Source organism: Pseudomonas yamanorum (genome assembly GCF_900105735.1).
Classification (GTDB): Bacteria; Pseudomonadota; Gammaproteobacteria; order Pseudomonadales; family Pseudomonadaceae; genus Aquipseudomonas; species Aquipseudomonas yamanorum.
In genome coordinates this window covers 257,159-277,749 of the sequence record NZ_LT629793.1, presented here as the reverse complement: position 1 = coordinate 277,749, position 20,591 = coordinate 257,159, and the positions used below count along the sequence as shown (strand labels likewise).

The following is a 20,591-nucleotide window of genomic DNA, read 5'->3' as shown; positions in this document are numbered from 1 at the left end:
GGGTCATACCTGTTAGTTCTGACAGTAGCGACCGTGATACAGCGCGTATAGAGTCGATTCCAGGAAGCTGACTTGGGAGCCGACCGACATGGCATCGCTCATGACCGGTGTATTCACGCCCACAGGTTCGATGCTCGAACCCCGTTCTTTCCACAACGCCGTGGGCATCGGCGACCTGGGCGTACTGGTCATCCCGGGGAAGGCCCCGGCGAAGCTTCAGGCCCGCGTTTCGACCAATTGGCGCCTGGCGCACCCGGTTGCGCATCGATCCCCCGCATCATGGCCAGCGTGGAGTTCTACCACCAAGCGTCAGGTCAGTGGTTGACGGTCGCGCCGCTTCCGTTTCCCCGCAGTGCCAGTGCGGCTGTGGTTTTGCAGTCGGGTATTGTGCTGTTGACGGCTGGGAGCGAGTCCGGCCAGTCGATCAGTGACGTGCAGTTGTATAACGTTTCAACCAACCGCTGGACACCAGCGAGACCCTTGCACACGCCGCGCTTCGGCCATACCAGCACACTGTTGGCGTCAGGAAACGTCTTGGTGGTCGGCGGCAATAATCTGCAATCCGGTGGCGGGCAAGTGCAAGACCGCGTTGAATGCTACGACCCGCTCACCGGCCATTGGCAGCGTAAAGCCTGGCTCCCCGTGGATGCCATGAATCACACCGCAACCTTGCCGGCGAGCATTATGATCCGAGGTCCGCTCAATGGACGCTGACCGCGGCCCTCGACCCCGGGTGTTTCGGCCACAGCGCGTGCTGCCTTTCTGCGGGGCAAGTGCTGATTGCGGGGGGCTCGAGGGCCACCCCTCATCCGGCGCCGCTGTCCAATGCCGAGCTTTTTACCCTGGCGTGATCAACACGCTCTTCTCGGGTTGACCTGAGCCCATGCAAAACCTGCCGGTCGCAGGTAGTATTGGATCCATCAGCTCACGTTGAATCAGGAGACCTTACACATGGACAAAGTCGTCATCATCACCGGTGGCAGCCGTGGGATCGGCGCCGCCACGGCGTTGCTGGCCGCTGCCCAGGGCTATCGTATCTGCATCAACTACCAGGCTGATGAAGACGCTGCCCACCGGGTGCTTGAGCAAGTGCGCGCCCTCGGCGCCCAGGCCATTGCGGTGCGGGCCGATGTCAGCATCGAAGACGAAGTGATCGGCCTGTTCCACCGGGTCGATAACGAATTGGGCCGGGTGACGGCGCTGGTCAACAATGCCGGTACCGTCGGGCACAAGTCTCGAGTCGATGAGATGTCCGAATTCCGCATCCTGAAGACGCTCAAGACCAATGTGTTGGGGCCGATCCTGTGTGCCAAGCACGCGCTGCTGCGCATGTCGCCCAAACATGGCGGGCAGGGCGGCAGCATCGTCAACGTGTCGTCGGCCGCCGCGCGTCTCGGGGCCCCGGGTGAGTACGTGGATTACGCTGCGTCCAAGGGCGCGCTGGACACGTTCACCCTGGGGCTTTCCAAGGAAGTGGCGGGCGAGGGGATCCGGGTCAATGGCGTGCGTCCAGGTTTCATCTTCACTGAGTTCCACGCGCTGAGCGGCGACCCTGACCGGGTCAGCAAGCTGGAACCGGGGATTCCCATGGCCCGTGGCGGGCGTGCCGAAGAAGTGGCGGAAGGGATTATCTGGTTGCTGTCGGACAAGGCGTCCTATGCCACCGGGACCTTCATTGACCTGGCGGGCGGTCGATAAAGTTATAGCGCCTGTTCGGGCGTCATCGCGGGCAAGCCCGGCTCCCACAATTGATCGCGTATCTCTGTGGGAGCCGGGCTTGCCCGCGATGGCGTCGGTTGTCTTCACACAGCCTGTCAAAACGAACGCACAATTTTCCCCAGGGTCTCCATCGCCTTCTCACACGACTCATCCCACGGGCTGCCGTAATTCAAGCGAATGCAATTCCTGAAGCGCTGTGTCGGTGAAAAGATCGGCCCCGGCGCGATGCTGATGCCCTGGGCCAGGGCCATCTGGAACAATTTCAACGAGTCGGTCTGCTCCGGCAATTCCAGCCAAAGAAAGTAACCGCCGGCCGGCTGGCTGACACGGGTCTGCGCCGGGAAGTAACGGGCGATGGCCGCGAGCATGGCGCTTTGCTGCTCCTCCAGCGCATACCGCAATTTGCGCAGGTGCCGATCGTAGCCGCCGTGTTGCAGGTAATCGGCAATCGCCGCCTGGGCCGGCATCGACGCACACAGTGACGTCATCAACTTCAACCGCTCGATCTTCTGCGCATAACGCCCGGCAGCCACCCAGCCAATACGGTAACCCGGGGCCAGGCTTTTGGCGAACGAGCCGCAGTGCATCACCAGGCCTTCGGTGTCGAACGCCTTGGCCGGTTTCGGCGCCTGTTGCCCGTAGTACAACTCGGCGTACACGTCATCTTCAATCAGCGGCACCTGATGGCTGCGCAACAATTCCACCAGTTCCTGTTTCTTGGCCTCGGGCATGGTCGCGCCCATCGGGTTCTGGAAACTGGTCATGCACCAGCAAGCCTTGATCGGATAGCGCTCCAGGCTTTGCGCCAGCACCTTGAGGTCAATGCCATCGCGCGGGTGCACGGGGATTTCCACCGCCTTGAGCTTCAGGCGTTCGAGGATCTGCAGGCTGGCATAAAACGCCGGGGCTTCGATGGCTACGAGGTCACCCGGTTCGGTCACGGCTTGCAGGCACAGGTTAAGCGCCTCGAGCGCACCGTTGGTGATCAACAGTTCTTCCATCGGCAGCATCAGCCCGCCAACCATGTAGCGCAGGGCGATCTGCCTGCGCAGTTGCGGGTTGCCCGGCGACATGTCGGTGACCACCATGCGCGGGTCCATTTCCCGGCTGGCACTGGCCAGGGAGCGGGCCAGGCGTTGCAGCGGGAACAGCGTCGGGCTGGGGAAGGCCGAGCCGAAGGGCACGGTTTGCGGGTCCTTGATGGAGTCGAGTACCGAGAACACCAATTCGCTGACGTCCACCTCGGTGGATTCGTGCACATGGGCACTCACCACCGGCTCGGAAAACGGGCTCGGCGCATGGGTGTTGACGAAGTACCCGGAGCGCGGTCGGGCGCGGATCAGCCCGCGACGCTCCAGCAGGTAGTAGGCCTGGAACACCGTGGACGGGCTGACCCCGTAGGTCTGGCTGGCATAGCGCACCGAAGGCACGCGTTGGCCGGGGCCGAGGACGCCGGAGCGAATCAATTCTGCAATGTCGTCGGCGAATTTTTCGTAGCGTTTCATTGAGTCTCAGTGCTTTGAACAGATTTTGCTGGTTGAACACAGATCAAACTGTGGGAGCAGGCAAGCCAGCTCCCACATTTGATCTCCAGTGTTGCTGAAAGCTCGGGTTCAGCGATTCAATGGCGCCACAAACCGGCTATCCGCTGCGCTGTAGATCCACGGCTCATCCACGTCCGTGACCTTGAAGCGGATGGTCTGGGAGCTGCTGGCCGGCTTGTCTGCCGTCATCGCCACCGACACCGGCACATCGGTAATCTCTCCCGGCGCCAGGCTGATGTCGGTCTTGCCCTGCAACTGGAAGCCATCGCCATCTACCAGCTCCAGGCGATAATCCTGGCGTTGCTGGGTCTTGTTGATGACCTTGAGGCTGTAGATGTTCTCGATCAAGCCTTCGCTGTTCTCGCGAAACATCCCACGGTCCTTGGTCACGTCCAGCGACACCATCGGGCGCGCCACCAGGGCCACCACCAGTGCGCCGATCATCACCAGCAGCACGGCACTGTAGCCGATCAGCCGTGGCCTGAGCAGATGGGTCTTGCCACCTTGCAACTGATGCTCCGAGGTATAGCTGACCAGTCCACGGGCATAGCCCATCTTGTCCATGATCGAATCACAGGCGTCGATACACGCGGCGCAGCCGATGCATTCCATTTGCAGGCCGTCACGGATGTCGATACCGGTGGGGCACACCTGCACGCACAGCTGGCAGTCGATGCAGTCACCCAGGCCAACGTCCGCCGGTTGCACGTCACGTTTGCGCGGGCCGCGATTTTCGCCACGGGCCACGTCGTAGGAAATGGTCAGGGTGTCTTTGTCGAACATCACACTCTGGAACCGCGCATACGGGCACATGTGCATGCACACCGCTTCCCGCAGCCAGCCGGCATTGATGTAGGTAGCGCCGGTAAAAAACAGCACCCAGAACAGGCTGACGCCGCCCATTTGCCAGGTCAGCAGTTCTTCGGCCAGCGGCCGGATCGGTGTGAAGTAGCCGACAAACGTCAGCCCGGTCAGCACGCTGACACCCAGCCACAGTGTGTGCTTGGCCGACCGTCGGGCCAGCTTGTTCAAGCCCCAGGGCGCGGCCTGCAGCTTGATGCGCTGGTTTCGCTCACCTTCAGTGACCTTTTCGCACCACATGAACAGCCAGGTAAACGAGCTTTGCGGGCAGGTATAGCCGCACCACACCCGGCCTGCGAACACGGTGATCGCGAACAGGCCGAATGCGCAGATGATCAACAGCGCCGACAGCAGGATGAAATCCTGGGGCCAGAACGTGGCGCCGAAGATGTGGAATTTGCTTTCAGCCAGGTCCCACAGCACCGCTTGCCGGCCGCCCCAGTTCAGCCACACGGTGCCGAAAAACGCCAGGAACAGAAAGCCTGCGCCCGCTACACGCAAGGTGCGGAACAGGCCGGTAAAACTGCGGGTATGAATCAGGTTGTCGCTGGATTTGGCCTTCATCTTCTTTGGATGTGCTGGCTCAAACACGTCTACGGTTCGGACGGGGATTCTATCGCTCATGGTCTTTCGCTCATCAGCCTCCATCAGGCAGATGAACTATGACCGGCGCTCTGTTTGCATAACAGACTCAGGTAGGGCGATAAAAAGCGGATCAGATGGGCCGCCAACGCGTGCCTGCGACAATGTGCTGCACCCGGTGGTGCGCGGGGTGCAGCGCTTTTCAGGCAGTGATGATCCAGATCAATCAAATCACCGAATCACCGTCGGTGGCCTTCAAATGCTTACGGCCATCCTTGGCGCCAGCGACGGTCAATGCGTCGGCTTCAGCTTCGGTGATGTAGGTGCAGTCACCGTTCAACTTCACAAACGACATGGATTTCTCGCTGTCTGTTTCGACAGTGACATGGGTGGCTTCAAGTTGTTTCTCCTGGCCGTCGGCATCGACGGTGAAGAAACATTGCTGACCTTCGATACGTACGGGCATATCGATCTCCTTTTTGTGGGCTATTGCTGGTTAGGGTGGGATGCGAAGGCAATGGTTCTGCGCAACTGACTGACGGTCGGTGCTGTCCATGTTCTATCGAACCCTAACAAGGACACGTCCATGGACGCCTGGTGGCATGAAGTCTGGGAAACCCTGCAAGCGGAATTTGCCGATATCGGCGATGCCCGGCAACTCACGCAAATCACCGTGCGGCTGATGATTGCCGCGATATTGGGCGGGATCCTGGGTTATGAGCGCGAACAGAAAGGCAAGGCCGCCGGGGTACGCACCCACATGCTCGTGGCCATGGGCGCCGCGTTGTTCGTGTTGGTGCCGAGTATGTCGGGCTCCCAGGCAGACGCCATGAGCCGTGTGCTGCAGGGCGTGATCGCTGGCATCGGCTTTCTTGGCGCCGGCACCATCCTTAAGGGCAAGGAAGATGAAGAGGGCCAGCACGTCAAAGGCCTGACCACCGCCGCCGGCTTGTGGATGACCGCCGCCATTGGTGTGGCGGCGGGGATGGGGCGGGAGTCGACGGCGGTGCTCAGTACGTTATTGGCATTGGCGGTGTTCAGCGTCATGCCAAGGATAGTGCGGCTGCTGGAGAAGGATTAGACGATGACCGGCGGCATGGTCGTCGGTGGTTCCTCCACGGGTGGTGGCTGAGTGCCAGGTGGCTCCTGCTCGGGAACCGGGTCGGGCTCGGTCGGCGGCAATGTCGGCTTATCTATATTGGGATCAGGCGTTTCAGCTGGAATAGGGATATTCATCGGTGTGGCCTCCTTTGTGCTTTGCTCTACCGGTGGACAATCGCCCGGTGGATTTGATTCCCCGCCCGATGGCGTCATATCCACCTGAACTTTTCAATCGCCAGCATGCTCGGAACCTATACGGCCCTGCTCAGGGAGAGCGTTGCCGTTTCAGAATTTGGATCAAGCGCAAGAGCGTCCACTGGGCGTTAAGGGGAGATGCTCGATGACTGCTGAAACACTGACCCAAGACGATTCAACCTCCACATTACCGCTGTCCCAGGCACTGTTGCTGCCAAGGATTGCGATTGAAAGCACCACTCCGGTGATCGATGGCGGCGAGTTTGCCGTCAAGGCTGTGGTTGGCCAGCGCGTGCAGGTTGCCAGCAAAGTGTTCGCTGATGGTCACGACAAGCTTGCAGTGATGATCCGCTGGCGCCCGCGCAATGAAGAGAGCTGGCACAGCGTGGTGATGACCGATGTCGGCAACAACGGCTGGGAGGGCGCATTCACCGTGACCGCCCAGGGGCCGCATGAGTATTGCATCGAAGCCTGGATCGACACGTTCGCCAGCTTCCGCTACGAATTGAGCAAGAAACACGAGGCCGGGGTACCGGTCAGCCTGGAGTTGCAGGAAGGCCGCAGCCAGGTCCTGCAAGCCGCCGAGCGCAGCGACAACGAGCTGCGTGACCGCCTGATGCTGCTGCACCACGAACTCTCCGGCCTGCTGGAAACCGAGCAAGTCGCACTGTTTCTGCACGAAGACAGTGCACACCTGATGACCCAGGCCGATCACCGCGCCTATTTGAGCATCAGCCCGGTGTTCCCGATTGACGTGGAGCGTGAGGCTGCGCAGTTCGCCAGCTGGTACGAGCTGTTTCCCCGCTCGATCACCGACGATCCTGCGCGCCACGGCACCTTTAACGACGTGCACTCGCGCCTGTCGATGATCCATGACATGGGCTTTGACGTGCTGTACTTCCCGCCGATCCATCCCATCGGCCGCAGCCATCGCAAAGGCAAGAACAACTCCCTGACCGCCGGGCCCGATGACCCGGGCAGCCCGTATGCCATCGGCAGCGAAGAGGGCGGCCACGAGGCGATCCACTCGCAGCTGGGCACCCGGGAAGACTTCCGCAACCTGGTCAAGGCCGCCGCCGATCATGGCCTGGAGATCGCCCTGGATTTCGCGATCCAGTGCTCCCAGGACCATCCGTGGCTCAAGCAGCATCCGGGCTGGTTCAACTGGCGGCCCGACGGCACGATCAAATACGCCGAGAACCCGCCGAAGAAATACCAGGACATCGTCAACGTCGACTTCTACGCGGCGGATGCGATTCCCAGCCTGTGGACCGAGTTGCGTGACATCGTGGTCGGTTGGGTGGAAGAGGGCGTGAAGACCTTTCGCGTGGACAACCCCCACACCAAGCCGCTGCCGTTCTGGCAATGGCTGATCAGCGATGTGCGCGGCAAATACCCGGAAGTGATCTTCCTCGCCGAAGCCTTCACCACCCCGGCGATGATGGCGCGCCTGGGCAAGGTCGGTTACTCCCAGAGCTACACCTACTTCACCTGGCGCAACACCAAGGCCGAGTTGAGCGAGTATCTGAGCGAGCTGAACGAGTCGCCATGGCGCGAGTGCTTTCGGCCGAACTTTTTCGTCAATACGCCGGACATCAACCCGGGTTTCCTGCATGAATCCGGCCGCGCGGGCTTCTTGATTCGCGCCGCGCTGGCCACCATGGGCTCAGGCCTGTGGGGCATGTATTCCGGCTTTGAACTGTGCGAAGCGGCCCCGGTACCGGGCAAGGAAGAGTACCTGGACTCGGAGAAGTACGAGATCCGCCCGCGAGACTTCACGGCGCCGGGCAACATCATTGCCGAGATCGCCCAGCTCAATCGCATTCGCCGGCAAAACCCGGCCTTGCAGACGCATCTCGGGCTGAAGCTCTACAACGCGTGGAACGACAACATCCTGTACTTCGGCAAACGCAGCGAGGACGGCAGCAACTTTATCCTGGTGGCCGTGAGTCTCGACCCGTTCAACGCCCAGGAGGCCAATTTCGAGTTGCCGTTGTGGGAGATGGGCCTGCCGGACGATGCTCAGACCCAGGGCGAGGACTTGATGACCGGCCACCGCTGGACCTGGTACGGCAAGACCCAGTGGATGCGGATCGAGCCGTGGCATCAGCCGTTTGGTATCTGGCGCATTACCGTTTCCTGAAGCTGATCTCCAATCCAAAGGAGATCTAATGTGGGAGCTGGCTTGCCTGCGATAGCGGTGTGTCAGTGCAGATGAGACTGGCTGATCCACCGCTATCGCAGGCAAGCCAGCTCCCACATTGACCGAGTTCCTTCAGGCAGAATTTTTCGAATTCCCAGGAGTTTCCAATGGCGAAGAAACCCAAGGCTGCCACCTTTATCAAAGACCCGCTCTGGTACAAGGACGCGGTGATTTATCAGGTTCACGTCAAATCCTATTTCGACTCCAACAACGACGGCATCGGTGACTTTCCCGGGCTGATCGCCAAGCTCGACTACATCGCCGACCTTGGGGTGAACACCATCTGGCTGCTGCCGTTCTACCCCTCGCCACGCCGTGACGATGGCTATGACATCGCCGAATACCGTGGTGTGCACAGCGACTACGGGACCATGGCCGACGCCAAGCGCTTTATCGCCGAAGCCCACAAACGCGGACTGAGGGTGATCACCGAACTGGTGATCAACCACACCTCCGACCAGCACCCGTGGTTCCAGCGGGCACGCAAGGCCAAGCCGGGTTCGGCCGCGCGGGACTTCTACGTGTGGTCCGATGACGACCAGAAATACGACGGCACCCGCATCATTTTCCTCGACACCGAAAAGTCTAACTGGACCTGGGACCCGGTCGCCGGCCAATACTTCTGGCACCGTTTTTACTCCCACCAGCCGGACCTCAACTTCGACAACCCGCAGGTCATGAAAGCCGTCCTGTCGGTGATGCGCTACTGGCTCGACATGGGCATCGACGGCCTGCGCCTGGACGCCATTCCGTACCTGATCGAGCGCGATGGCACCAACAACGAAAACCTCCCCGAAACCCACGACGTGCTCAAGCAGATCCGCGCCGAGATCGACGCCAACTACCCCGACCGCATGCTCCTGGCCGAAGCCAACCAATGGCCGGAAGACACCCAGCTGTATTTCGGTGACAAGAAGGGCGACGACGGTGACGAATGCCACATGGCGTTCCACTTCCCGCTGATGCCGCGCATGTACATGGCGCTGGCCCAGGAAGACCGTTTCCCGATCACCGACATCCTGCGCCAGACCCCGGAGACCCCGGCCAATTGCCAATGGGCCATCTTCCTGCGCAACCACGATGAACTGACCCTGGAAATGGTCACCGATAGAGAGCGCGACTACCTCTGGAACTACTATGCCGCCGACCGCCGGGCGCGGATCAATCTGGGGATTCGCCGGCGCTTGGCACCGCTGATGGAACGTGATCGCCGGCGCATCGAGCTGCTCAACAGCCTGCTGCTGTCGATGCCTGGCACGCCGACCCTGTACTACGGCGATGAAATCGGCATGGGCGACAACATCTACCTCGGTGACCGCGACGGCGTGCGCACGCCGATGCAATGGTCCATCGACCGCAACGGAGGCTTTTCCCGCGCCGACCCGGCCAGCCTGGTACTGCCGCCGATCATGGACCCGCAATACGGCTACCAATCGGTCAACGTCGAAACCCAGACCCAGGACCCGCACTCGTTGCTGAATTGGACCCGACGCATGCTGGCCGTGCGTAAACAGTCCAAGGCCTTCGGTCGCGGCAGCCTGAAAATGCTCTCGCCCAGCAACCGCCGCATCCTGGCGTATACCCGCGAATACGTGGGCGCCGATGGCAAGAATGAAATCATCCTCTGTGTGGCGAACGTGTCCCGCAGTGCCCAGGCGGCAGAACTGGACCTCTCGGCGTTTGCCGGCATGGTTCCGGTGGAGATGCTTGGCGGGAATGCCTTCCCGCCCATTGGCCAGCTGAATTTTCTGCTGACCCTGGCGCCGTATGGTTTCTACTGGTTCGTGCTCGCGGCGGAAAACCAGATGCCAAGCTGGCACGTGGAACCGGCGCAAAGCATCCCGGACTTCACCACCCTGGTGCTGAAGAAACGCATGGAAGAGCTGCTCGAAGCGCCGTGCCGCACAACCCTGGAACAGAATGCGTTGCCGGCGTGGCTGCCCAAGCGCCGCTGGTTTGCCAGCAAGGACACGGCGATCGACGGAGTGCACATCGCCTACGGCGTGCGCTTTGGCGACCCGCAGCACCCGGTGTTGCTCAGTGAAATCGAAGTCACCAGCGCCGGGCAGGTCAGCCGCTATCAGCTGCCATTCGGCTTCCTTGGTGAAGACCAGTTCACCAGCGCCTTGCCGCAACAACTGGCGCTTGCCCGTGTGCGGCGAGTGCGTCAGGTGGGTTTGGTGACCGATGCCTTCAGCCTCGACACCTATATCCGCGGCGTGATCCAGGGTCTCCAGGCCAAAACCGTCCTCGACTCCACCGACGGCGAGATTCGCTTCGAGCCCACGGCGCAGTTGGCCAAGCTGGAATTGAACGACGAATCGGAAGTGCGCTACCTCGCAGCGGAACAGTCCAACAGTTCCGTGGTGGTGGGCGGCAGCCTGGTGCTCAAGCTGATCCGTAAAGTCAGCGCCGGGGTTCACCCGGAACTGGAGATGGGCGCCTACCTGACCGAAGCCGGCTACGAACATATCTCACCGCTGCTGGGCTCGGTGATTCGCCACGACGCCGACGGCCAGGACAACCTGCTGATGATCGCCCAGGGTTACCTGAGCAACCAGGGCGACGCATGGGGCTGGACCCAGAACAACCTGGAGCGAGCGATTCGCGACGAACTGGCCGAAGCCATGTCCGAGCAGGAACAGCACTACAACGCCCTCGGCGAACTGGCGGATTTCGCCGGCTTGCTCGGACAGCGCCTCGGTGAAATGCACCAGGTGCTGGCAGCACCTACCACCAACAAGGCCTTCAAACCTGAGGTTACGTCCCTCAAGGACACCCAGGGCTGGGCCAAGCATGTGGGCGCACAAATCGACCGCGCGTTGCAGTTGCTTAAGCAGCATCAAACCAAGTTGAACCCTGCCGATCAGGCGCTGGTCAGTGCTTTACTGGATCAGAAAAAGGCCATCGCCAGTTACGTTCAGGACCTGGCGAAAGCCACGGTGGGCGGGTTGCGCATTCGCGTGCACGGCGATCTGCACCTGGGCCAGGTACTGGTGGTGAAGGGTGATGCCTACCTGATTGACTTCGAGGGCGAGCCGGCGCGGCCGCTGCCTGAACGTCGCGGTAAACATAGCCCGTACAAGGATGTGAGCGGGGTGCTACGGTCGTTTGATTACGCGGCGGCCATGGCGGTGAATGTGCAAGGCGTCGACCAGTCACCTGAAGCCAATGCATCCCGGCAGCGGGTGGCGGATCGCTACTTGCATGAGGCCAAACAGGCATTTATCCAGGCCTATCACGCCGCCACGACTACACTGGCCCATGACTGGCAGGATGCCAAAGGCCAGGACGCAGCGCTGGCGTTGTTCAGCCTGGAGAAGGCCGCGTACGAAGTGGCCTACGAAGCAGAGAATCGTCCCAGCTGGTTGCCGGTGCCGTTGCAAGGTTTGCACGGGCTGCTCAGCGGGCTGAAACCATTATCGAAAACTGCACGCGGTGGGGAGTCGTCATGAGTTTTACAAGCAAAGAACCGCTGCAGGAAAAGTTGAGTGTGATGCCCAAGCCTGCTGATATCGAAGCCCTGGTACGGGCCGAACACCATGACCCATTCTCGATCCTGGGCCCCCATGATGACGAGCAGGGCGGCCAGTTCATTCGCGCCTTCCTGCCGGAAGCCCTGAGTGTTCAGGTACTGGCCCGCGACAGCGGCGAGCACATCGGCAGCCTCGATGCGACCCAGGTGCCGGGCTTGTTTGTCGGGCACTTCGGCAGCCGCCAGGCGTACCTGCTGAAGATCCAGTGGGCCGGTGGCGAACAGGTCACCGAAGACCCTTACAGCTTCCAGCAACTGCTGCTGGGCGAGATGGACCTGTACCTGTTCGCCGAAGGCAATCACCGCGACCTGAGCAGTTGCCTCGGGGCACAAGTGACCAGCGTCGACGGCGTCCAGGGCGTGCGCTTTGCCGTATGGGCACCGAATGCCCGTCGGGTATCGGTGGTGGGCGACTTCAATATCTGGGACGGGCGCCGCCATCCGATGCGCCTGCGTCATCCGTCCGGGGTCTGGGAAATCTTTATCCCGCGCCTGCAACCGGGCGCCGCCTACAAGTACGAAATCCTCGGCGCCCACGGGATCCTGCCGCTCAAGGCCGACCCCATGGCCCTGGCCACGCAAATGCCGCCGGATACCGCCTCCAAAGTCGCTCCGCCGCTGCAAGTCGACTGGCAGGACCATGACTGGATGCAATCGCGCGGCGAGCGGCAAAAGCCCAGCGCGCCGTTGTCGATCTATGAGTTGCATGCCGGTTCCTGGCAGTGCGAACTGGACGAAGTCGGCGAGGTGTCCCGCCAGTACAGCTGGCGCGAGCTGACCGAGCGCTTGATTCCGTATGTGCAGCAGTTGGGCTTCACCCATATCGAGCTGATGCCGATCATGGAGCACCCGTTTGGCGGTTCCTGGGGCTACCAGGCGCTGTCGCAATTTGCGCCCACGGCGCGCTTCGGCTCGCCGGAGGATTTCGCGTACTTCGTCAATGCCTGCCATCAGGCAGACATTGGCGTAATCCTCGACTGGGTACCGGCGCATTTCCCTACCGACACCCACGGCCTGGCGCAATTCGACGGCACCGCGCTGTACGAATACGCCAACCCGCTGGAAGGCTTCCACCAGGATTGGGACACCCTGATCTACAACCTCGGTCGCACCGAAGTCCATGGCTTCATGCTGGCGTCGGCGTTGCACTGGCTCAAGCACTTCCATATCGACGGTCTGCGGGTGGATGCCGTGGCGTCGATGCTGTATCGCGACTATTCGCGCAAGGCCGGTGAATGGGTGCCGAACCGCCACGGCGGTCGTGAAAACCTTGAAGCCATCGACTTCCTGCGTCACCTCAACGACGTGGTGGCCCTGGAGGCCCCCGGCGCACTGGTGATCGCCGAGGAATCCACCGCCTGGCCGGGCGTAAGCCAGCCAACCCAACAGGGCGGCCTGGGTTTCAACTACAAATGGAACATGGGCTGGATGCACGATTCGCTGCACTACATCCAGCAAGACCCGGTGTACCGCGCCCATCATCACAACGAGCTGAGTTTCGGCCTGGTGTATGCCTGGTCCGAGCGTTTTATCCTGCCGATTTCCCATGATGAAGTGGTGCACGGCAAACACTCGCTGATCGACAAGATGCCCGGCGACCGCTGGCAGAAATTTGCCAACCTGCGGGCTTACCTGAGCTTCATGTGGATGCACCCGGGCAAGAAGCTGCTGTTCATGGGCTGCGAGTTCGGCCAGTGGCGCGAGTGGAACCACGATCAGCAGCTGGACTGGTACCTGCTGCAATACCCCGAACACCGGGGCGTGCAGAAACTGGTGGGCGACCTCAACCGCCTGTACCGCGAAGAACCGGCGCTGCACGACCAGGACGACGCGCCACAGGGCTTCCAGTGGCTGATCGGCGACGACGCGATCAACAGCGTCTACGCCTGGCTGCGCTGGAGCAAGGACGGCAGGCCGGTGCTGGTGGTGGCCAACTTCACGCCGGTGCCGAGGGAGTCTTACAAGGTCGGCGTACCCTTTGCCGGGCGTTGGAGCGAGGTGATCAACAGCGATGCCGACACCTATGCCGGTTCCAACTTTGGCAACGGTGGCGGGGCGTTTACGGAGGAAGAGCCCAAGCATGGGCAGCCGTTGTCACTGTCGTTGAACCTGCCGCCGTTGGGTGTGCTGATCCTGCGACCGGACGCCTGACTTCCAGACGATGAAGATCAAATGTGGGGGCTGGCTTGCCTGCGATAGACTCACTTCGGTCTAGCTGAAAGACCGAGGTGCCTGCATCGTGGGCAAGCCCGGCCCCCACATTTGGATTGTGTTGTGGCCTAGAAATCAACCTTCACGCCAATCGTGCCTTCCCGCCCGTTAAGCTGGTTGCTGTCCAGATTCCGGCTGTACCCCACCTCGCCATACACCTTCACTGTGTTCGAAACCTGCAGCGTCGCTCCGGCGCTCAGGTCCATCGTGGTGGATTGCTGGTCGGTATTGATATCCGTCGATTCATTGAAGGTGACGGTGTTGGTCCCGGCGCCCGCATGACACACATTGGCCCGCACATAAGGCTGCACCGGCATCCCGCTGGCCTTGTAGTCGCCCCGCAAGCGAACCCCGAGGCGAGTGGTCACGGCGGTGTCGGCCTTGAACGCAATATCCGAAATCCCGTCGTTCTGACTGTCCAGCCAGGTGCGATCAATGATCACCTGGGCCTGGGGTTCCACCTCCCAATGCTCGGAAATCGCGAAAGGCATACCGACCTCTGCCGAGACCGCCACGTTGTGCCCCTTGGTCTGCAGTTTCACGCCCCGGCTGGAGTCGTCATGGCCGTCGAACCGGGTGCCCATCAACACCAGGTCAAGGTACGCGCGGTTGGCGCCGATCAGGGTCCAGTAGGTGCCCAGGCTGTCGGCGCGCAAGGTGATGTCGCCGGTGTCGGTGTGCTGGAAACCACCGGAAAACCCCGCGACATTCCCGGTCAGGCGGCTATGGCCGACAAAGAATCCCACGCGTTGCGTCAGGCCATTGTCCGAGGTCCAGGCGTAGAGATCAGTGCCCACCTGGAAGCCCGACAGCGAACTGTCCAGGGACGGGCTCACGGTGTCGGAAAAAGACTGGCGCGTGCGGCTGCCAAACACCCGGGCCCAGCCCGCAGGTATCGCGCCGCTCTGTTGTGGGGCGCCTTGGTCACCCATGCGCTCGTGATACGTACTCAACATGCCCTGGACCATTTGCTGCACGGCGGGGAACAAGACCGAGTAGTCCGCCACTTCCGGGCGGTAGATCGGAATAGGTTCTTCGCCCGGAAAGATGCCCGGCAGCTCAGGAGTGCCGTCGGCGGGTACCGGTGGAAGGATTCCCACGGGCGGGTTATCGGGATCAGGGGGTGGCGGCGGGAAAATGCCGGAGGGCGGGCCTTCGGGGTTGGGCAATGGCGGTGCTTCAACGGACGAGCGCAAGTACCAGTTTTGCGCGGTGCCCGGCGTGAAGCCGCCTTTGTACAGGTAGTACTCGAAGGCCCCGGCCGAAACCGAGCCGCTTGGCAGGGAAAAGGCCAGGTCGCTGCCGGTAGCGCCATTGATGGCCTGTACCACCTGGATGCCGTTCTGCACCGTCTGGCCGCCGGCGCCGCCGAGGTTGGTGATGGTGATGGCCGTGCTGCCCTGGATCGTGCCCTGACTGACAATCAACCGGTCGCTGGGTGATCCGTCGCCGGCCAGCACGCTTTGCAAGGCCATGCGCCCATTGTTGCCGGTGTAGTTGCCGTTGATGGTGAGGTGGTCGGTGGCGCTGCCGTTAATCATGTCGATCAGGCCAGCGTTGTTCACGGTGACGAGCTGGCCGGTGGTAGACGGGCTGATGCTGCCTTGGGTGACCAGTAGCGTACCGACGTTGATGTTCATTGTCCCGGTGTGGGTACCGGCGTCGCCCAGGGTTAACGTGCCGCTGCCCAGGGTGAATACCGAGCCATTGTTGAAGGTGACGGTTTCCCAGTTGACGTAGCGCTGCGGCGTGGCGGATCGGGTGTTGTCGAACGTCAGGGCGTCGTTGCCCAGCCCGCCATCCAGCAGGGGCGTGGACGACAAGGTGGTTTCAGTCAGGTTGTCGAGGAACGCCCGGTCGGTTCCGCTGCCGGTCACAATGGGGCCGCGGATCAGCCCGGCGGTGTTCCAGGTGAATACGTTATTGCCATTACCGGCAAAGATGCCCTGGGCGATATCGCCGCCCTTGATGAGCATCTGGTTGTCGCCGTTGCCGACGCTGATTTTGCCGCCGATGCTTCCATTGGAAACGGTGACCGTGTTGTTGCCATCCCCGGCGGTCATGTCGCCGATGATACGGCCGGTGCTCAGGTTCGCTTCGTTGTCGCCATCGCCCTGGGTCACCGAGGCGATGATGCCGCCGCTCATGGAAAAGTTATTGTTGCCCAATCCCTGGAGCACCGCCCCGGCACTGCCCTGGCTGATCTGGATGATGCCGTTTCCCGTGCCCTGGATGATGCTGCCGGTCACAGTGCCACCAAACAGTTGGAAGATATTGGCGCCGTCTCCCATATTCACCGTGCCCTCCACGGTGCCCGAATTCATGGTCACGAGATCACGACCTGGCCCGAACGTCACGTCGCCATTGATCACGCCAGTGCCAGGGGAGGGAAACAGCAGTGTGTTGTTGCCCGCAGTGTCGACGACGCCCGGGCTGCTGCCGCTGCTGCAGGTGAAGGTGTCGTCACCGGCGGTGGGGACCAGGACGCAATCGGCGACAGACACCAGCGGCCACCCCGCCAGCAGGGCCGAAGAGACGACACTCAAGTGCATCAGGGTTGCAAACCGTAGGGACATGATCCGCCCTCGCTGGACGCCCGTGCGACACGCGCACGTTCTCACGTTAGCGCCGCGTTGAAAGCGCCGCTACTGTGAGAAATAACAGGTACAGACGAGTGGGCAGAGCGCTACAAAAACACAATCTCATAGGGCTCGCGCATGCGTTCCAGCAGCACCTGCGCCAGGATCGGCGCCAGGCCGATTTCCGGGTCGCCCGCCAATTGGCTGGCATAGGCGTGGGCGGCATGCAGCTTGCGGGCGACGCTCCAGGTGTCGAGCCGTACTTTGCGTGCGCGCTGCCAGGGGATCGCGGCGGTCTCGCGAACGGGCCAATGCCACGCCCAGATCGGCAGTTCGTGCAGGCGCACGCCTTTGAGTCCGCAGGCCTTGGCCGTGGCGCGGCCTACAGCGTCATGGTCGTCGTTGCCGTCGTTGCGCCAAGTGGTGAACACCACGTCGCCGGGTTGCAGATAGCGCGCGATGAACTGGCTCATCTGCTGCTCCCGCGCGGCCAGGGCGTTGTCGGCAAAGCCGCCACGGATCCATTTCAGGCTGTGCAGGGGCACACCCAGGCGGCGCAGGGCTTCGACACTTTCCTGGGGCCGCACCACACTCAGGCGTTTGACCGGCCACACCGTGGAACCGGGATGGCTGGCGCTGCCGTCGGTGATAGAGATCAGTTGCAGAGGGTATTCAAGGGTACTGAGCAATTGCAGCAGACCGCCACAGGCGATCACTTCGTCACCGGGATGCGGGGCGATGACCACCACGCGGGCGCCGGCTGGCACCAGGGTTGCGGGATTGATGGCAGGGATTTGCGCGAGTTGCGGGGCGCTGTTCCAGATTTGCGCGGGGCCCCGGCGGTTGTCACTTAACAGTGCAGGCTTCATGAGTGTCACGTCCTTGTTCATCGGTGATGCAGGCCGTACCCCGTTGACGGGACGGCTCTTGTGGTACGCGAGAGCATGCAAGGCGCACTCGCGGCGCGACGGCGTTCCAACCCTGGATTGCCGTGCAAGGAATACTGATGATAGTTATGAATCGCCGCTTTAACACCGCCGGGTGTCGCAATTTTTTCAGGAGGCTTGCATCAGACTCTTCAGGTAGTCACCGAAGCCGCCCTGGGCGCGGCAATCCAGGCGGGCGCTGGTTATGACCTGGGGCGAGTGGCTCCAGGCAATGGAAGCCCCGCAGCGCTCAAGCTGGCGCACCAGCTCCACGTCTTCATGGCACGGCAAGGGCTCAAAACCGCCGGCCCGCACGTAGGCGCCCGCGCTGACTCCGAGGTTGGCACCGTGGATATGCCGATGCCCGTCCCGGGCCTCATAGGCCTGGTGATAGCGGATTTGCGCCGCCGGGTCGAAGCCTTCGCTCCAGGCATCCACCGTCACCGTGCCGCACACGGCATCTACACCCAAGGAGAGCTGGGCCACGAGCCAGTCGGGAGCAACTCGGCTATCGGCGTCGGTGCAGGAGATCCAGCGCGCGCCGTTGTTGAGCAGATGCCGCGCACCCACGCCACGCACATGGCCCACGTTTCGCGCCTGCACTTCCAGGCTGTGCACCTGATATTCGCGGGCGATCATGGCGCTGCGGTCGCTGCAGCTGTCGAGCACTGCCAGAATCTGCACCTCTTCACCCAGCAGGCCCGGATGACTGGCGGCGACCATCGCGGCTTTCAGGCATTCGGGCAGCAGTTTTTCTTCGTTATGCACGGGTATCAGGATGCCGATCATCGCAGTCCCTCCAAGGTCGCAACCGTGGTGCCGTCGCGGCTCCACAAATCCAGTAGAAAATCGCTTTCGTGATGCTGCGCCAGATGTGGCATGCCCAATCGCTGGCCGAGGCGTGCATGCACCTGTTCGGCGGTCTGCGGGCAGCCTTCGATGACCGGGCGCCAGTGGCAGGCGAGGATTTGTCCGTCAGGCGTCAGGGAGGCGAGGGCGCGATCGATCAGCTCATCGAAATCCTTCGGGTCCAGGTAGTAGCAGAGCTCGCTGAGCACGATCAGCTCGAAGGTTTCACTGGGCCACTGCTCCGGCAAGCGGCTCTGCTGCACCGTGGCATGGCTGAAACCCTGCAGCCGCGCCTGTGCCAGGCTGACGGCCGCTTGCGCCGTGTCGCAGCACAGCAGGCGGTCACAGCGCGGGGCCAGCTCGAAGCTCAGCTCACCGTTGGCACAGCCGGGCTCGAAAATCGAGGGGTAGCGGGGCCGGGTCAGCATCGCCAGGGTCAGAGCCCGCTTGCGCTGTTCGTACCAGCGTTGGCGAAAGGCCCAGGGGTCGTCGTTGCCGGCGAACAGCTCATCGAAGTAGGGCGTGGCGACACTCATACAAACACCACTTCGAAGGGTTGCAGCAGGCGCTCCAGTACATAAGGCGCGAGCACCGGCGGCAGGCCGATCTGCGGGTCGCCCTCCAACTGGCTGGCGAACGCGTGGATAGCGTGCCGTTTACGGGCTACTTCCTCAGGCGTCAGGAGGATCTTGCGTGCGCGGTGCCAAGGCACCTGGCCATCTTCGGGAGTTGCCCAGTGCCAGGTCCACACAGGCAGTTCCAGTAAAGTCGCGCCCACGGCCCGCGCGGCCTTGGCACTGGCCCGGCCTACGGCTTCATGGTCGCAGTGACCGTCTTCGCGCCAAGTGGTGAACACCACGTCGCCGGGCTTGAGGTAGCGTTCGATAAATTGACTCAAATCCTCTTCGCCCTCGGCGACCTGGCTGTCACGAAAGCCGGCCCGCAGCCATTTCAAGCTGTGCAACGGCAAGCCCAGTCGGTGCAGGGCCTGCGCCGACTCTTGCGGCCTCACCACGCTCAGGCGTTCCACCGGCCAGCGGTGTGAGCCGGGATGACTGGCGCTGCCGTCGGTGACGGAGATCAGCAGGATAGGGCGATCCAGCGCGGCGAGGCCTTGCAACAGGCCGCCGCAACCGAGGACTTCATCGTCCGGATGCGGCGCGATGATCACGGCACGGCGGCCTTCAGGCACCAGTTCGGCAATGGTCACGCAAGGCAGTTCGGCCAGCCGCGACGAGCTTTGCCACAGGTGCAATGGGGTGCCCTGGCCAACGATTGGATTGGTTTTCATAGTTGCCACCTCCCTGTGGGCTCGCCGGCGACCTGTTCACCGAGGGCCGCCAGGTCGCGTTCGGCGTGGCTCTGGCGCAGGTACACCGGCAAGTCGGCCATCAACTGCGCAAAATGCGGGTCCTTGCAATACGGGCCGGCGCCCAGAGCACGACCGACGTGATGGATTACCTGGTCGACCGTCTCCTCGATACAAGCCCGTGCCTGTTGTGCCAATAGCCGGGCATCGGCCTTGGGTTGGCGGTCGATATGCGTGGCGCAGTCACGCAGCACACAGGCCGCGCTGTGCAAGGCGCTGTCGACGCTGCCAAGGTGCGCCAGGGCGTGGGGCTCCGTGCGCTTGCTGCATTGCTCGCGCAAAGCCTCGGCCAGGCGTTGTGCCGCGCCGTACCAGCAAGCGGCGATGCCGATGCCGCCTTGCCAGAAGCCCGGGCGTGCCAGGTAGTCCCCAGGCTTGCCGATAGCCAGGCCAACGGCGTCATGGAAAAGCACTTCAACACTGCCGGTAGCGGCCATGCCCACGGCGGCCCAGCCCACGTCGGTGACGGTTACGCCGGGCTGGTGCATTTCCACTGCAACCAGTTGCTGGCGATCCTCTTCATCCCACGCTGTGAGCAACCCGTGGCTGACCACCGCCGCGCCCGAGCACCAGGCTTTGCGGCCCTCCAGCCGCACGCGCTGGCCATCGCGCCGGATTCGCACCTTGGCGGTGGGCGGCTCGGCCGCCCACATGCCCCACGTGCTGCCAACCGGGGGCAACGGGCTGTCGAGTTCCGCGATGATCGCCAGGGCGTCAGTGTGGCCTTCAAACAACTTGCACAAGCGCAGGTCATGGCCGGCGACTTGCGCCAGTCGGCTGAAACGTTCCAGGGTTTGCCCGCTGCCCGGCAAGGGCAACTGGTCCAGGCCTTCCTCCACCAAAGCCCTCAGCGCAGCGCCAAGGGCCTGGGTGTCCGGGTAATCCCGGTAGCCGCGAAGAAACTCATGCAAGGCCAT

At 62.2% G+C, this 20,591-nt stretch carries 16 protein-coding genes; 7 read left to right on the top strand and 9 right to left on the bottom strand.

What is annotated here, in order from left to right:
- The first annotated feature begins 88 nt into the window (after nt 1-88).
- The 3 genes from BLU46_RS33005 to BLU46_RS01345 all read left to right on the top strand — a co-directional run bounded on the left by BLU46_RS33005 (nt 89) and on the right by BLU46_RS01345 (nt 1,698).
- Nucleotides 89-325 (top strand): hypothetical protein, encoded by a 237-nt coding sequence (locus tag BLU46_RS33005; RefSeq protein WP_172834506.1) that lies wholly within the window; start codon nt 89-91, stop codon nt 323-325.
- Nucleotides 280-714 carry a Kelch repeat-containing protein gene (locus tag BLU46_RS01350; protein ID WP_093197533.1) on the top strand — a complete coding sequence of 145 codons (435 nt, stop codon included), beginning with the start codon at nt 280-282 and terminating at the stop codon, nt 712-714. Before BLU46_RS33005 ends, BLU46_RS01350 begins: the two co-directional genes overlap by 46 nt.
- A 237-nt stretch (nt 715-951) precedes the next feature.
- A complete protein-coding gene (locus BLU46_RS01345) occupies nt 952-1,698 on the top strand; it encodes an SDR family oxidoreductase (protein ID WP_063030742.1) in 747 nt (248 codons plus the stop codon).
- A 116-nt stretch (nt 1,699-1,814) separates the two neighbouring features.
- Here BLU46_RS01345 and mapR read toward each other — a convergent pair whose 3' ends face one another.
- The 3 genes from mapR to BLU46_RS01330 all read right to left on the bottom strand — a co-directional run bounded on the left by mapR (nt 1,815) and on the right by BLU46_RS01330 (nt 5,172).
- Nucleotides 1,815-3,224: a GntR family transcriptional regulator MpaR gene (gene mapR / locus BLU46_RS01340; RefSeq protein WP_093197530.1), complete on the bottom strand. Its 1,410-nt coding sequence runs from the start codon at nt 3,222-3,224 to the stop codon at nt 1,815-1,817.
- Nucleotides 3,225-3,332: 108 nt separating this feature from the next.
- On the bottom strand, nt 3,333-4,748 hold the full coding sequence (gene ccoG / locus BLU46_RS01335) for a cytochrome c oxidase accessory protein CcoG (protein WP_093197526.1): 1,416 nt from the start codon (nt 4,746-4,748) through the stop codon (nt 3,333-3,335).
- Between the two features lie 184 nt (nt 4,749-4,932).
- Nucleotides 4,933-5,172 carry a DUF3203 family protein gene (locus BLU46_RS01330; RefSeq protein WP_063030736.1) on the bottom strand — a complete coding sequence of 80 codons (240 nt, stop codon included), beginning with the start codon at nt 5,170-5,172 and terminating at the stop codon, nt 4,933-4,935.
- Between the two features lie 120 nt (nt 5,173-5,292).
- Between BLU46_RS01330 and BLU46_RS01325 the strand changes: the two genes are divergently transcribed.
- The 4 genes from BLU46_RS01325 (at nt 5,293) to glgB (ending at nt 13,891) form a co-directional block, all read left to right on the top strand.
- On the top strand, nt 5,293-5,787 hold the full coding sequence (locus tag BLU46_RS01325; protein WP_063030734.1) for an MgtC/SapB family protein: 495 nt from the start codon (nt 5,293-5,295) through the stop codon (nt 5,785-5,787).
- A gap of 360 nt (nt 5,788-6,147) precedes the next feature.
- Nucleotides 6,148-8,145, top strand: a complete 1,998-nt coding sequence (locus tag BLU46_RS01320) for an alpha-1,4-glucan--maltose-1-phosphate maltosyltransferase (protein WP_093197522.1) — start codon at nt 6,148-6,150, stop codon at nt 8,143-8,145.
- Nucleotides 8,146-8,312: 167 nt separating this feature from the next.
- Entirely contained in the window at nt 8,313-11,660 is a 3,348-nt protein-coding gene (treS, locus tag BLU46_RS01315) for a maltose alpha-D-glucosyltransferase (protein WP_093197519.1), read from the top strand.
- Entirely contained in the window at nt 11,657-13,891 is a 2,235-nt protein-coding gene (gene glgB / locus BLU46_RS01310; protein WP_093197516.1) for a 1,4-alpha-glucan branching protein GlgB, read from the top strand. Before treS ends, glgB begins: the two co-directional genes overlap by 4 nt.
- 128 nt (nt 13,892-14,019) lie before the next feature.
- On the opposite strand, the gene BLU46_RS01305 is transcribed toward glgB, so the two are convergent.
- The 6 genes from BLU46_RS01305 to BLU46_RS01280 all read right to left on the bottom strand — a co-directional run bounded on the left by BLU46_RS01305 (nt 14,020) and on the right by BLU46_RS01280 (nt 20,591).
- Nucleotides 14,020-16,527, bottom strand: a complete 2,508-nt coding sequence (locus BLU46_RS01305) for an autotransporter family protein (RefSeq protein ID WP_093197512.1) — start codon at nt 16,525-16,527, stop codon at nt 14,020-14,022.
- Between the two features lie 110 nt (nt 16,528-16,637).
- A complete protein-coding gene (locus BLU46_RS01300) occupies nt 16,638-17,399 on the bottom strand; it encodes a PIG-L deacetylase family protein (RefSeq protein ID WP_063033986.1) in 762 nt (253 codons plus the stop codon).
- A 186-nt stretch (nt 17,400-17,585) separates the two neighbouring features.
- On the bottom strand, nt 17,586-18,245 hold the full coding sequence (locus BLU46_RS01295) for a glycosyltransferase (RefSeq protein WP_093197509.1): 660 nt from the start codon (nt 18,243-18,245) through the stop codon (nt 17,586-17,588).
- A complete protein-coding gene (locus tag BLU46_RS01290; RefSeq protein WP_093197505.1) occupies nt 18,242-18,841 on the bottom strand; it encodes an SAM-dependent methyltransferase in 600 nt (199 codons plus the stop codon). Before BLU46_RS01290 ends, BLU46_RS01295 begins: the two co-directional genes overlap by 4 nt.
- Entirely contained in the window at nt 18,838-19,596 is a 759-nt protein-coding gene (locus BLU46_RS01285) for a PIG-L deacetylase family protein (protein WP_093197500.1), read from the bottom strand. Before BLU46_RS01285 ends, BLU46_RS01290 begins: the two co-directional genes overlap by 4 nt.
- Nucleotides 19,593-20,591, bottom strand: coding sequence for an acyl-CoA dehydrogenase family protein (locus BLU46_RS01280; protein WP_093197496.1), 999 nt, complete (start codon nt 20,589-20,591; stop codon nt 19,593-19,595). The genes BLU46_RS01285 and BLU46_RS01280 overlap by 4 nt, the downstream gene beginning before the upstream one ends.

What these genes read in the sequence shown, in the direction of transcription:
- mapR (WP_093197530.1), bottom strand. Translation starts at nt 3,224, where the DNA reads ATGAAACGCTACGAAAAATTCGCCGACGACATTGCAGAATTGATTCGC.
- ccoG (WP_093197526.1), bottom strand. Translation starts at nt 4,748, where the DNA reads ATGAGCGATAGAATCCCCGTCCGAACCGTAGACGTGTTTGAGCCAGCA.
- BLU46_RS33005 (WP_172834506.1), top strand. Translation starts at nt 89, where the DNA reads ATGGCATCGCTCATGACCGGTGTATTCACGCCCACAGGTTCGATGCTC.
- BLU46_RS01345 (WP_063030742.1), top strand. Translation starts at nt 952, where the DNA reads ATGGACAAAGTCGTCATCATCACCGGTGGCAGCCGTGGGATCGGCGCC.
- treS (WP_093197519.1), top strand. Translation starts at nt 8,313, where the DNA reads ATGGCGAAGAAACCCAAGGCTGCCACCTTTATCAAAGACCCGCTCTGG.
- BLU46_RS01300 (WP_063033986.1), bottom strand. Translation starts at nt 17,399, where the DNA reads ATGAAGCCTGCACTGTTAAGTGACAACCGCCGGGGCCCCGCGCAAATC.
- BLU46_RS01295 (WP_093197509.1), bottom strand. Translation starts at nt 18,245, where the DNA reads ATGATCGGCATCCTGATACCCGTGCATAACGAAGAAAAACTGCTGCCC.
- BLU46_RS01290 (WP_093197505.1), bottom strand. Translation starts at nt 18,841, where the DNA reads ATGAGTGTCGCCACGCCCTACTTCGATGAGCTGTTCGCCGGCAACGAC.
- BLU46_RS01330 (WP_063030736.1), bottom strand. Translation starts at nt 5,172, where the DNA reads ATGCCCGTACGTATCGAAGGTCAGCAATGTTTCTTCACCGTCGATGCC.
- BLU46_RS01305 (WP_093197512.1), bottom strand. Translation starts at nt 16,527, where the DNA reads ATGTCCCTACGGTTTGCAACCCTGATGCACTTGAGTGTCGTCTCTTCG.
- BLU46_RS01325 (WP_063030734.1), top strand. Translation starts at nt 5,293, where the DNA reads ATGGACGCCTGGTGGCATGAAGTCTGGGAAACCCTGCAAGCGGAATTT.
- BLU46_RS01320 (WP_093197522.1), top strand. Translation starts at nt 6,148, where the DNA reads ATGACTGCTGAAACACTGACCCAAGACGATTCAACCTCCACATTACCG.
- BLU46_RS01285 (WP_093197500.1), bottom strand. Translation starts at nt 19,596, where the DNA reads ATGAAAACCAATCCAATCGTTGGCCAGGGCACCCCATTGCACCTGTGG.
- BLU46_RS01280 (WP_093197496.1), bottom strand. Translation starts at nt 20,591, where the DNA reads ATGGCCTTGCATGAGTTTCTTCGCGGCTACCGGGATTACCCGGACACC.
- BLU46_RS01350 (WP_093197533.1), top strand. Translation starts at nt 280, where the DNA reads ATGGCCAGCGTGGAGTTCTACCACCAAGCGTCAGGTCAGTGGTTGACG.
- glgB (WP_093197516.1), top strand. Translation starts at nt 11,657, where the DNA reads ATGAGTTTTACAAGCAAAGAACCGCTGCAGGAAAAGTTGAGTGTGATG.